Source organism: Lentilactobacillus parafarraginis DSM 18390 = JCM 14109, assembly GCF_001435895.1.
GTDB classification, from domain to species: Bacteria; Bacillota; Bacilli; order Lactobacillales; family Lactobacillaceae; genus Lentilactobacillus; species Lentilactobacillus parafarraginis.
Map to the genome: position 1 here is coordinate 1 of NZ_AZFZ01000067.1, position 11821 is coordinate 11821.

16 protein-coding genes, 1 tRNA gene and 1 riboswitch are annotated in these 11821 nt (G+C 44.3%); of the genes, 11 read left to right on the forward strand and 6 right to left on the reverse strand.

Annotated elements, in window-relative coordinates; genetic code table 11:
* Nucleotides 1-120: 120 nt before the first annotated feature.
* Complete coding sequence (locus tag FD47_RS12145; RefSeq protein ID WP_008212043.1) at nucleotides 121-429, forward strand: hypothetical protein; 309 nt, start codon at nucleotides 121-123, stop codon at nucleotides 427-429.
* A gap of 80 nt (nucleotides 430-509) precedes the next feature.
* Nucleotides 510-581: transfer RNA gene (locus FD47_RS12150), tRNA-Asn, on the forward strand.
* 242 nt (nucleotides 582-823) lie between these two features.
* On the opposite strand, the gene FD47_RS12155 is transcribed toward FD47_RS12150, so the two are convergent.
* Both FD47_RS12155 and FD47_RS12160 read right to left on the reverse strand, forming a co-directional pair.
* Nucleotides 824-1132: a DUF960 domain-containing protein gene (locus FD47_RS12155; protein ID WP_008212044.1), complete on the reverse strand. Its 309-nt coding sequence runs from the start codon at nucleotides 1130-1132 to the stop codon at nucleotides 824-826.
* Between the two features lie 72 nt (nucleotides 1133-1204).
* The gene (locus FD47_RS12160) at nucleotides 1205-2029 is read right to left on the reverse strand and encodes a LicD family protein (RefSeq protein ID WP_054736153.1); all 825 of its coding nucleotides are present in this window, start codon (nucleotides 2027-2029) and stop codon (nucleotides 1205-1207) included.
* Between the two features lie 139 nt (nucleotides 2030-2168).
* Here FD47_RS12160 and FD47_RS12165 point away from each other — a divergent pair, with 139 nt between their 5' ends.
* The 6 genes from FD47_RS12165 to FD47_RS12190 all read left to right on the forward strand — a co-directional run bounded on the left by FD47_RS12165 (nucleotide 2169) and on the right by FD47_RS12190 (nucleotide 5087).
* Nucleotides 2169-2648 carry a MarR family winged helix-turn-helix transcriptional regulator gene (locus FD47_RS12165; protein WP_008212046.1) on the forward strand — a complete coding sequence of 160 codons (480 nt, stop codon included), beginning with the start codon at nucleotides 2169-2171 and terminating at the stop codon, nucleotides 2646-2648.
* A gap of 470 nt (nucleotides 2649-3118) precedes the next feature.
* On the forward strand, nucleotides 3119-3370 hold the full coding sequence (locus FD47_RS12170) for a GlsB/YeaQ/YmgE family stress response membrane protein (RefSeq protein ID WP_008212048.1): 252 nt from the start codon (nucleotides 3119-3121) through the stop codon (nucleotides 3368-3370).
* 28 nt (nucleotides 3371-3398) lie between these two features.
* Nucleotides 3399-3962 (forward strand): alkaline shock response membrane anchor protein AmaP, encoded by a 564-nt coding sequence (amaP, locus tag FD47_RS12175; RefSeq protein WP_008212049.1) that lies wholly within the window; start codon nucleotides 3399-3401, stop codon nucleotides 3960-3962.
* Between the two features lie 14 nt (nucleotides 3963-3976).
* Nucleotides 3977-4159, forward strand: a complete 183-nt coding sequence (locus FD47_RS12180) for a hypothetical protein (protein WP_008212051.1) — start codon at nucleotides 3977-3979, stop codon at nucleotides 4157-4159.
* 42 nt (nucleotides 4160-4201) lie between these two features.
* Entirely contained in the window at nucleotides 4202-4636 is a 435-nt protein-coding gene (locus FD47_RS12185) for an Asp23/Gls24 family envelope stress response protein (RefSeq protein WP_008212053.1), read from the forward strand.
* 28 nt (nucleotides 4637-4664) lie between these two features.
* Nucleotides 4665-5087: an Asp23/Gls24 family envelope stress response protein gene (locus FD47_RS12190; protein ID WP_008212054.1), complete on the forward strand. Its 423-nt coding sequence runs from the start codon at nucleotides 4665-4667 to the stop codon at nucleotides 5085-5087.
* A gap of 199 nt (nucleotides 5088-5286) precedes the next feature.
* On the opposite strand, the gene FD47_RS12195 is transcribed toward FD47_RS12190, so the two are convergent.
* Both FD47_RS12195 and FD47_RS12200 read right to left on the reverse strand, forming a co-directional pair.
* Nucleotides 5287-5649, reverse strand: coding sequence for a hypothetical protein (locus tag FD47_RS12195; RefSeq protein WP_040537684.1), 363 nt, complete (start codon nucleotides 5647-5649; stop codon nucleotides 5287-5289).
* Nucleotides 5650-5801: 152 nt separating this feature from the next.
* The gene (locus FD47_RS12200) at nucleotides 5802-6359 is read right to left on the reverse strand and encodes a cysteine hydrolase family protein (RefSeq protein ID WP_054736155.1); all 558 of its coding nucleotides are present in this window, start codon (nucleotides 6357-6359) and stop codon (nucleotides 5802-5804) included.
* A gap of 355 nt (nucleotides 6360-6714) precedes the next feature.
* On the opposite strand from FD47_RS12200, the gene FD47_RS12205 reads away from it, so the two are divergent.
* A complete protein-coding gene (locus tag FD47_RS12205) occupies nucleotides 6715-8073 on the forward strand; it encodes an amino acid permease (RefSeq protein ID WP_054736156.1) in 1359 nt (452 codons plus the stop codon).
* An 81-nt stretch (nucleotides 8074-8154) separates the two neighbouring features.
* Nucleotides 8155-9066 carry a magnesium transporter CorA family protein gene (locus FD47_RS12210; protein WP_054736157.1) on the forward strand — a complete coding sequence of 304 codons (912 nt, stop codon included), beginning with the start codon at nucleotides 8155-8157 and terminating at the stop codon, nucleotides 9064-9066.
* Nucleotides 9067-9129: 63 nt separating this feature from the next.
* On the opposite strand, the gene FD47_RS12215 is transcribed toward FD47_RS12210, so the two are convergent.
* Both FD47_RS12215 and FD47_RS12220 read right to left on the reverse strand, forming a co-directional pair.
* Nucleotides 9130-9480 carry a hypothetical protein gene (locus tag FD47_RS12215; RefSeq protein WP_008212059.1) on the reverse strand — a complete coding sequence of 117 codons (351 nt, stop codon included), beginning with the start codon at nucleotides 9478-9480 and terminating at the stop codon, nucleotides 9130-9132.
* Between the two features lie 121 nt (nucleotides 9481-9601).
* The gene (locus FD47_RS12220) at nucleotides 9602-10303 is read right to left on the reverse strand and encodes a hypothetical protein (RefSeq protein WP_008212060.1); all 702 of its coding nucleotides are present in this window, start codon (nucleotides 10301-10303) and stop codon (nucleotides 9602-9604) included.
* 113 nt (nucleotides 10304-10416) lie between these two features.
* A riboswitch (SMK box riboswitch) is annotated at nucleotides 10417-10500 on the forward strand.
* On the opposite strand from FD47_RS12220, the gene metK reads away from it, so the two are divergent.
* Nucleotides 10498-11688 (forward strand): methionine adenosyltransferase, encoded by a 1191-nt coding sequence (gene metK, locus FD47_RS12225; RefSeq protein ID WP_056980738.1) that lies wholly within the window; start codon nucleotides 10498-10500, stop codon nucleotides 11686-11688. (Overlaps the previous riboswitch by 3 nt.)
* The last annotated feature ends 133 nt before the right edge of the window (nucleotides 11689-11821 follow it).

Below are 11821 nucleotides of genomic sequence, written 5' to 3' on the forward strand. Positions count from 1 at the left end.
CGTATTTGGAGGACTTTGTCTTCAGTCTGGATGGCCGTTTGGGGCCATTATTTTTTTGTCTCAATGAGCGAATTTGTGTATAATACTCTGGTGGATTAATTTTAGCTGGAGGCATTCGTCATGAAAAGTCACGAGACATTTACGTTAATTGAAGAAATTACCCGAAATGATGGGACTAAGTACATTGAGATTAGCGACATGGTTCAGAACGGAAGGGCCGAATTAGCCGCTGAGAGAGGTTTTATTAAGGGGGTTAGGATATTACAGCTAAACATCCCGTATTCGCCTCACGTGCAAAAATACGAGCATTATATCAACGAAAAGTACACCATGCCCGACGAAAATATGGATCATTTTGAAGAGTGGCAGAAAACGCCGGAAATGCAAAAGGAAATTGCGATTATTCTTAAGGAAAATCATATTGGCTAATTAAAAAGTTTCATTTTAAATTTGCATGATATGAGAATTTATGTTATAAATATATATGTTCTTTTTAAGAAAGACATTTTTGCTCCGTAGTTCAGTGGTAGAATAATTGACTGTTAATCAAGAGGTCGCTGGTTCGAACCCAGCCGGAGCAGTCGAAGATTTTGAATTATCTGTTTCTTATCAAAATCTTTTTTTATTCATTTTTCGTTGCATTCTGATGTTAAATATGATTTAATATTATTATTGTATTTAATTGNAGGTAAGTGAAGTCGACTCATTTCGAGTTGGCTTCACTTTTTTCGTGCGTAACAAAAAACTGGCGACAATTCTCTGTCGCCAGTTTTTCCCGAAGCGCTTCAAAATTGATGGTGATCCATCATGAAAGGGCTCGTGGTTAGATATTAATTTCGGACGGGGTCGCAATAATTTGGCGGTCGCCGCTATCATAAACGACTAATGACTTTGGATAGCCATTATCGTAAGGAAATGGGGAATCAAAGGTTGCCACCAATTCGTTTTTTTGAATGAAATCGTATGACAGTTTCCCATCGCTATTGACCAAATTGAACTGAATTAAATTTGAGAGTTGAAAGACACCCTGCAAATCGTTATCAATGATAAACCAGACGTTATCGATGGCTTGATCAGGCAATGTGGAAACAATGCTAAAACTAGCAAATCTTGAACTATTAGGGTCAAACATACTTCCACCTTCAATCTTTTATGCTAATTGTCCATAAATTACCAAAAAACCGGCGCTAATGCAAGCAACTGATTATATTTCAAACAATTGATTGTTATAGAACAGCTTTGCGATATGCTTTTCCGAACGTTGGTTGTCCGGTGGCAAGGCCATGTAATCGCCATAAATTTGGGTAAGAATCGCGTTATAATCTGTTGGCACCCGAATTGACGTGTCTTCAAAGGGAACCGTTATCATCGAAGCCAGCTGATCCTGGGTGTAGATCTCTTTCTCATAGGCGTACTGTGATGCGAGATTTTTCACTTGCTTTAAATCAGGATTGTCATTGTAGGCGGTCATGATTGCCTGGCGATGCTGCTTAAATTCTAACGCGGTTTCTTGTTGTTCCTCCGTTAATTCATTATGGAACTTTCGAATCGGATTATCAATAATGTTATATCGAAGTTTAAGGTAAATCCGACTGTCCAGGCGGCGCATATCCACCAGCTGCCGCCGCTGTTTTGAGGGGGATTCTGGAATCCTGTCTAAAGGGAAGACATCGAGAAAGACGCCCTTTCTGGCGTCGTTGACGTTGTTGCGTTCTTCGATGAAGGTATTGCGATCCAAAATTTTCGCATAACTCAACGCGTAGTTAATGTCCGACCATGGTGTTTGCAGGAAGAAGTGGTCGTGTTCAAATGCTGCCGGAGCAACTTTAAGAAATTGTTCGTAGTCAGCCCGGGGCATGGCAATATCCATGTCGTCGTCCCAGGGAATAAATCCCTGATGGCGAATCGCCCCCAGTAGGGTTCCCCCGGATGCCATGTAGTGTAGGTGATATTTTTCAGCCACCAGCGCAAATTTTTTAAAAATATTAAGTTCAACTTGATGAATAATTGTGATTAGATTGTCTGCCATAATGCCTCCTATAACTAGTTTATCACACTCGATTAAGCAATTAATTGACAAAAGTTTTCAAAACCAGCCGTATATTGTTGATACAGCAGTTCAGACAATATATAATTAGTGCAGTATTGATATTAATAATATTTGGGGAATGGTGAGGGAAATGACAAAAACGCATGAAGAATTATTGCGAGAGGCAATATCTGTGTATCTGTCATCGCTGAAATATCTGGACAACTTTGTTTCAGAACCGGCGAACAAATATGGCTTGTCGTTTGAACAGTATCTGATCTTGCATACGATTGCTGAAAGAGAACACGTCTCTTTAATGGATATCGCCAGTGAGCGAAACGTCACGCGAAGCGCAATTTCACGGCAAATCAAAGTGCTATTACAGCACGATTATATTTATCAAAAGCCCGCGGAGAGTGATCGGCGCCGCTTATATTTGCACCTGACAAAGGATGGCGAACAGGTTGAACGAAAGGTTTACAGTTTAACCACCGCCCGTTTCGATCAGTGGATTACCCGTTATGGTGCTGATAAGGTCCGCGAAATCCTTGATTTCATTAAGGACTTTTCATCCAATGAAATGGCTGACTTTAAAGATTCTCAGGGTGATCAACAGTAAAATGCCTGTGAACAACGTTGTCTTGGGGGATGACGCTGTCAGTTGTTTTGAATCGTCAAGCTATCGGACGATGGCATTTAGAAGTCAGTTCAATGTATCTTTCATAGACTTATCAATACTAATCCGCCTAGTTGAGAATGGTGACGAAGGTTGCCATCTCTGGTAGGTGATCAATCTGAGGGGAATGGACAAACAATGATGTTTATCCGTTCTTTTTTTATGGGCCCAGAAATTAAACCATCAACAATGATTGGCCAGACCGATCGATTCCAACTGCACACAGAATCGACGGTCTTTTTTGCGGCCATCTTTCGGCTGTCATCGCGCTGATTAGGCGTTGAACCGCCTTCAAAAAAAGACCTAACTTTCTTCACAACTTATTCACACAATAAGTCTTTAGTTATTGTACACTTAAGTCATGGCAGGAATGCTATGTGATTATATAAAATTTCACAGAAAGGGTGAGGACAATGCTGAGTCTTATTTGGACACTTATTATTGGCGGGGTGATCGGCGCAATTGCTGGCGCAATCACAAGTCGATCGATGCCCCTTGGATGGATTGGCAACATTGTCGGCGGATTAATCGGCGCGTGGCTGGGTCAGGCGTTATTAGGAGCTTGGGGACCACAACTGGCAGATATTGCGATTCTTCCTGCGATTGTCGGTGCGGTAATCTTGGTCTTTCTCGTTTCACTTGTCACACGGGGATTAGCCGACTAATTGGTCTTCGTTGAAAGGAGGGATTTGCATGCGGAAACTGACGAAGCTGCTTATCCTGATTGTGAGCCTGGTGGCAATTGTTCAAACCGTTTGGTTGGCGGGGATGGTTCTGCCGGTTCGCTGGTTGTCATCGGCTGTGTTGCCAACGAGCCAAACGAGTGAGTTATGGCTTCAAGTAGCCGTGATGACGATTGCCGTCATTATTGGGTTGGCAGCGATAACGGGTGGCTGTATTGCTTTATTAGCTCCCAAGAAGGGCAATCAGCTCGAATTTCGGTCACCTAATGGCCGTTTAACCATCTCTAAGCGTGCGGTTGAAAAGATTCTCGGTGAGACGATTGCGACTCGAACCCAGGTGAGTGACGTCAAGGTAACCGTTAAGATTACCGGAAAGCGAAGGGATGCCCGTGTTCGGGTATCGGCCACCAATCGTCGTGAGTCGGATCTGGTTTCATTGGGCGAGACAATTGAACAAATTATCGTGGATGAACTTACGCGGCTTATGGCCGTTTCCATCAAGAAGGTCCACGTTAACGTGAAACCTTTTGATACGGCTGCCAAGAAGCGTTCTCGCCAGCCGCGAGTGGTTTAAGGAGGGATCAATTTATGAATGCAATGATGTACGGTGGCCTGATCGGCGTGATATGTGGCGCTGTCTGGGCCGTCAGCGGGTTTAATGGCGTTCTGCTGGTATTAGCCCTCGGGATTGCAGGCGGGCTGATTGGTGCCTTAATTAGTAAATTTGGCGGCCTTAAAAGTTTGATCAGCCAGCTGGTCAGCGATGAGTAGGTTGTCAATGACCGGTTATTCAGAAATAGGGAGTTGATTTGAATGGAAACCAAAGTCGTAAATGATGTGACACTCACTCGGAAATTGACGTTTAACGATTCAGTGATTGAAAAAATTGCCGGATTAGTGTGTCGCAATGTTGAAGGGGTATTATCTTTAGATGGCGGCATGATGAGTGAATTGGCGGATCGATTCTCAAAGAAAACTGATCCGACCAAGGGAATTGATGCTGAGGTTGGTGAAAAGCAGGTGGCGCTGGATATGGATGCGACAATCGAATATGGGGCTGATGCCCGCAAAATATTTGATGAAATCTGTGAACGAACCCAACGGGCAATTAAGAATTATACCGGCCTTGACGTTGTTGAAATTAATGTGAACGTTAATGATGTTTTAACAAAGAAAGAATGGCAAGCCCAAAGTGCCGGTAAAAAAGACGAAATCGCAACTGACGTGGCCGATGACCGCGTTCAGTAATTAAACTCAAAATTTGGAGGAGATCAATATGACAACTGAAAACCCAAAATTAGAAACCGTCCTGACTTACAACGATGACGTATTGGCAAAAATTGCCGGAAATACTGTTCGTGACGTTGATGGTGTCCTGTCACTGGAAGGAAATTTAATTGATTCCGTGACGGATCGCTTCTCAGATGAGACTGATCCGACAACCGGCGTTAAGGTTGATCTGGACAATGACGATAAGCAGGTAAAGCTGACGATGGACGCCGTGTTAGAATATGGCAAATCGATTCCGGCGGTGTTTGATAAGGTCACGACAAAATTATGCAGCGCTATCGATAGCATGACGGACCTTAAGCCGACCGAAATTAAAATTCACGTTAAAGATCTGATGACCAGGGAAGAATATATGAAGAGTAACCGCAAAAATGATAAATCAGATAGCAAGAAGAAGGATAAAGATTAAAAGAAGTGGCCTCGTCTGGGAAAGTGAGTGATATTTTCACGCTTCTCAGACGAGACCATTTTTGATTTTGGATTATTTAAGCATCGGGCAGTGAGACGACGATTGACGTTTAAAGGGCTTCACCGGTTATTCTGAGGTCAAAATAATCGGTGAAGCCCTTTAAATTCTGTTAATAAAGCGTTGGTTATTACACGCTTATTTAAGCCATCGTTTCGTCTTCTTCAAGTTCCAGCCAAAGTGCCAGCGCACTGGGATTGAAATCAGGCCAGCCTGAGATGTGGGTATAACCACGTTCAAGCAGTGAACTGACCTTACGTTTCTTAAGGTCATTGAAGATGCTTAGTGCGAACACGTTATCTTCCAGGTCAGAGATAACGGTATCCAGTTTGTGCTGCCATTCAGAAACGAGATCTTGATAGATCAAGAGTTGACGCGCGTTTTTAATCGTGTAATCGACGCCTTGATTTCTTAACGTTTCTTTATAGGCCTCATACTCTTCCAAAACCGCGTCCTTGGCATGTTGCCATTGATCACGATTGTAGGTTGGTAATTTATTGCTCATTGCATGTTCCTCCTTATTCACATAACCCTGTCAGGTAAGACGATAACGGGGATTATGGAGAAGAAAAATGGTTTTCAAGTACGATTTAACCAAAAATCTCTTCGAAAACCATTAAACACTATAAATTGGAATTTTGCAAAGTGAGACCGGCATTAGTCGGTGACCGTCGCGCCTAAAACATGGGTAAAATGATCCAGGGCCCACTCCTGGCCAGCCGGGGTCAGAGCAGCGACTCCCTTTTCATGAATCACTAAATTGTAATTCAGATTATAAGCATCAACGGCGGTGTGCAGCACGCAAATATCCGTGCAGACCCCTACCAAATGGAGCGTATCTACGTGACGTTCACGCATCCGCAGGTCCAAATCGGTGCCAGCAAACGCGCTGTAACGGGTTTTGTAATACATGTAGACCTTGTCGCGATTCTGATTTTCCTGATACCAGTCCGCAAGGGGGCCATAAAATTCTCGTCGCCAGGTCCCCCGAACGTTGTGAGGTGGAAACAGCTTGGTTTCCGGGTGGTAAGGATCATTTGGGGTGTGCACGTCAGTTGGTAAGATGACCCAATCGTCGTTTTTCACGAACTGGTTGGCTAAGTCAATAATTTTTGGCGCGATTTTTTGCCCGGTTGCCCCACAGGAAAGGGCGCCTTTGTCAGCAACAAAATCATTTGTATAGTCAATAATCAATAGTGCTGTATGTGAACTCATGATAGGAACCTCCAAATTAGGTTAAAGTAACTTTGACTTTTATTGGCTCTAAGCTACACCATTTTTGGGGAAAATTCAATTATTGTGTTCATCAAATCCAAAAATCTGTCCAGTATCTCTTGACAATTGTTCACGGATCCGTATACTAGGGAACTAATGAACAGAGAGCCGGCATTTGCTGAAAGTCGGTACGAAAGTTAATGGCGAAACGAATAGGCCGCAGCCTTTATCTGCATTTTGAGGCAGTCAACTTGACTGTGGAATGGGTGGAACCGCGTTCGCTAGAAACGCCCCTGGTACTGTGATCAGTACTGGGAGCGTTTTTTATTGTCGTAACATTGATAGGAGGCAGATCATGGAAAAGAGTAAGGATTCAAGGAGTTTATCACGATCATTAAAGAGTCGGCATATTCAAATGATTGCAATTGGTGGGGCCATTGGGACCGGTCTGTTTTTGGGCTCTGGCAGCGCGATCCATACTTCTGGGCCGTCAATCATTATTTCGTACCTGGTTGTCGGCATCTTCTGCTTTTTGCTCATGCGGGCAATTGGTGAATTATTGCTATCCGACGTTTCCAAGCACTCGTTTTTAGATTTCGTTAAAGAATATTTGGGTGATCGCTGGGAGTTTGTTACCGGTTGGACCTATTGGTTTTGCTGGATCAGTCTTGCAATGGCTGATTTAACTGCGACGGGAATCTATATTAAATTCTGGTTCCCGGGTATTCCGCAATGGATTCCGCCGCTGGTGATTCTGCTGGGTTTGTTCGCGGCCAATATGGTTAACGTTGGGCTCTTCGGTGAACTGGAATCCTGGTTTTCGATGATTAAAGTGGTGGCGATTATTTTACTCGTCGTCGTTGGGTTCGGTCTGGCACTATTTTCTGTCAAGGTTGGCGGCAACACGGCTTCGTTCGGCAATCTTGTCAGCCATGGCGGGCTATTTCCAAAGGGCGCCCACGGGTTTTTACTGTCCTTTCAGATGGTGGTGTTTGCCTTTGTTGGGATCGAAATGGTTGGTTTAACGGCAGGGGAAACCGACGATCCGAAAAACAATCTGCCCAAGGCCATTAACAGCCTGCCAATTCGAATTGGGTTATTTTACATTGGTTCAATGATCGCGGTGATGAGTGTGTATCCTTGGAACGAGATTACCACCACTGCCAGTCCGTTTGTCCAGGTCTTTTCCGGGGTCGGAATCGTTGGGGCGGCCGGAATCCTCAACTTTGTCGTTCTAACCGCCGCCATTTCCGCCACTAATAGCTGCTTGTTCAGTACAAGTCGGACGATGTACGCGCTTAGTATGGGTGGCAACGCTTCGAACTTTTTAACCAAACTGGGCCGAAACGGCGTGCCAAACATTGCCCTGAACTTTTCGACGGCTTTTCTGTTGATTATCGTTGTCTTGAACTACTTTATCCCGGCTGGGGTTTTCAACCTGGTTTCCAGCGTGTCGACCATCAACTTTGTCGTTGTGTGGATCGTGCTGTTGATTGTTCACCTGAAATATCGGCGGGTGCATCCAGCCGGGGTGAAGGCCTTCAAAATGCCCGGGTACCCCATCGCCGACTACGTGAGTCTGGCATTCTTTATCTTTATTCTCGGCTTCCTGCTGGTGAGCTCGTCAACCCGCGTGGCAATGATTATTTCGATTGTATCGGTCGGCGTGATGCTGCTAGCTTACCAGGTCATTAAGCGGCGGCAAAAATCTTGATCGATTAACCAAAATTTGAATTCATGCCAGATTCAGATTAAACTTTGACTAAAAGGCCGATCGAGGAGTGGGGGCATCACAATGATTAAGGAACACGCGTTAAATCAATATCGGTGGGTTGAAATTGTGAATCCACAGGAGGCTGAATTAACTCAGGTAATTTCCAAGTATCAATTTCCTGAGAAATTTAAGGATTATATGATGGATCGCCACGAGCAGCCGCGAGCAACCTTCGATGCCTTGTCAAATGCCGGGGTTTTGGTTGTTAGAGCTTTAGCAACCGATTTAGACACCGCCGCCACGACGGTGCCGGTATTTCTGGGATTTAATGATGACGTCCTCATCACGGCTTGTCATGGCCAAACGCTTTCAAAATTGATTAACCAGCAAGCCAGTGTGACCTATTCGACTTTGAGCGACCATATTTTTGCAATCTTGCGGGCAATTCTGAGGCCGTATTTTGACACATTGGACGTGATTAGCCAACAAGCTGAACAATTTGCCGGTCATAGCCGCATGAACCACATTTCGAATCGGCGCCTAGCGGTCATTACGGTTCTTAAGACCAAGCTGGTTTATTTGCGATCAGCTGCCGCCGGTAATTTAGTCGCCCTGCAGGAATTACAAGATGTTTTAAAACAGAAATTAACCATGACCGCGGATTTGTCCCGTCAGGTTTCCCAGCAGATCGCGGATTTAGTGATTGAATACCGGCAGTGTCAGTCGATGTTTGATGTTCAGGCGGGCGTCGTCAGTGAAACTGAGGCGGCATACGGGAATATCTTGAATAATCGGCTTAATCAGACCATGAAGTTTTTAACTGTCTGGTCGCTGGTCCTCGCGGTGCCGCCAATCGTTTCGGGCTTTTACGGCATGAATGTTAAATTACCGCTTGCTGACCATTCCGAGGCGTGGCTTGATACGTTAGTGATCACGCTTGTGTTAGTGCTGGGGATGGTGATCCTGTATTTATGGCAAAACAAAAAACAATAACGCAAAAAGAGGATCTGAGTGCATTGCGCGCTTCAGGTCCTCTCTTGATATTTCACTCTGTTCTCAACAGCTGCTCTGAGAATGATCGCTAAATTTTTTTAAAAGCGACAAAGTCTTTAGAACGTTTCCCCGGACGATGTCATTATGGTCGACATCGATAATCCGGTATTTCGACCGGATTTCTGCTGGCAGAAGTGTTGAAATTCGGCGATCCATCAGGATGATGTCATCGGTTTGAATTGCTGGGTCAAAAAAGTGTTCAGCAATCACGTTAACCGTCGAATTTACCCGGTCAATCTGGTTCTTCAGTTCGTTGCAGAAATTCTGAATGAGTGCGTCGTCAACGATTGCGTTCCCGGTTAACGAAGGTTGGAGTTTGCCCTTTCGAATGTCGCCAATTACTCTAATGTTCACTGATTGTGCCCCCGTCGTTTATTAATCAACTGGTATGTTACCACGTCAGTGAAATGAAAGCGCACTTATTGGAATGTCTTTTGATAAAATTAAAGTAAGTAAAGAAAATCTTAATAATTGATTAGAGACAGGTCACCAATGAAAACAACAATAAGCAGACCAGTGACGTATTATTGCGTTTATCATAGTTGCGGTCGTTAACCCGCCACTCAAAGAATAGGTAAAAGCCGAGGATTGCGGCGATCATCAACACTTTTAGAATGGATAGGGATAGGGTGACGCAAAGTCCTAAGATCAGCAGCATAATCACGAATAACGAAAGGTGACTACTATTTTTCATGAAAACTGGAAATGAAAAGAAAATATTTGCAAATATCAGCACGGTAATGCTCATAAGGGCCATCAGGGAAAAGTAGTGGTGGTACGTCACGTTGAACAGAAAGACAATGCCGCTGCCGCTAATAATGCCGTAAATAATCCACTGACAGTGGGGTTCATTGATGAGCTTCGTCAAGATGAGAAGATTGGCAAGGCAAAAATCCAAAACCAGCAGCCAGTTGACAAAGGAACCGTTAGTCATGAGTAACTTTGCCCCAAGAACTGCGACCACAGCATCACAAGCAAAAAAGAGAATTGGCTGCTTGTCCTTGGATCTGATTTGGCTGAGGATGCCTGAAAAGCCGAGGGCTAGAAATAATAAATAAAGCAGATCATGGTTGGTGAAAAAAGATGCCAATCCAATGTTTGAAAAGAGCATCCAGACCACTAATGGAATGACTATTTTGATAACTAATTGAATTTGAGCACTGCGGTTTGCGGTCACATAATCACCTTCGATTAAAAGTCTGTAAACTTAATCCTAATATTTTTTGCCTTTTTGGTCAACGAAGCGCTTAAAATGGTGGTTCCAAAATGAAATTATTTATGATAACATAGTGAAGTTATGAGTTCCCGATAGGATTCACGTGTATCGTGAAGAAGCCTTGTAACCTAAAAAATCTATAGGGGGAAAATAAAATGCGCGAAAAACATTTATTTACTTCGGAATCAGTTTCAGAAGGCCATCCAGATAAAATTGCCGACCAAATTAGTGACGCAATTCTAGATGCCTTGTTAGCAAAGGATCCAGACGCCAGAGTGGCCTGTGAAACGTCGGTCACAACCGGCCTTGTGCTGGTGTTTGGTGAAATTTCCACGAAGGCCTACGTTGATATTCAGAAGGTCGTGCGCGATACCATCAAACGGATTGGTTACTGTGATGGAAAGTACGGATTCGACGGCGATTCATGTGCGGTGATTGTTGCCCTTGACGAACAATCACCCGATATTGCTCAGGGTGTCGACGATGCGCTTGAAAAGCGTAATGGGGACACTGATCCCTTTGATAAGATCGGCGCTGGTGACCAGGGCCTGATGTTCGGTTATGCAATTAACGAGACGCCCGAGCTGATGCCATTGCCAATTGCCCTTTCTCATAAACTCATGCGAAAACAAGCCGAGTTACGGAAAAATGGCGAAATCGGCTATTTGGGACCGGATGCCAAGGCCGAAGTGACCGTTGAATATAACGATGACGACAAGCCGTTTCGGGTTGACACGGTTGTTCTTAGTACCCAGCATGCTGATGGGGTGACCTTGGAGCAGGTTCGTAAAGATGTCATCGAAAAGGTTATTAAGCAGGTCATTCCTGCTAAGTACCTTGATGACAAGACCCGTTATTTGGTCAATCCAACCGGTCGGTTTGTGATTGGCGGTCCTGAAGGCGATGCCGGCTTAACCGGTCGCAAGATTATCGTTGATACTTATGGTGGGTACGCTCACCATGGTGGCGGGGCCTTTTCAGGTAAGGACGCAACCAAGGTTGACCGTTCGGCAAGTTACGCGGCGCGCTACATCGCCAAAAACATGGTGGCAGCTGGATTAGCGGACCAACTTGAAATTCAGTTGGCTTACGCCATTGGGGTTGCCAAGCCCGTATCGATTGACATTAATACCTTTGGCACCGGGAAGGTTCCCGAAGAGCGGCTAATTGAAGCGACTCGGGCCTTGTTTGATCTGCGGCCGGCCGGGATTATTGATATGTTAAACCTTAAGCGGCCAATTTACGAACAAACGGCGGCGTACGGACATTTTGGTCGGACCGATATTGATTTACCGTGGGAACATACGGATAAGATTCAAGCATTACAGGATTACTTTAAAAATTAATTTCATATTTTATATTACGTATTCAATTACGTGGGACGGGGCTGGTACAAATTATTTTTGTGCCGGCTTTTTTTCTGCAATTAATTCATTTCTATCAATTTATTGGTAATGTCCAAAGTTCCATGAAAAAGTA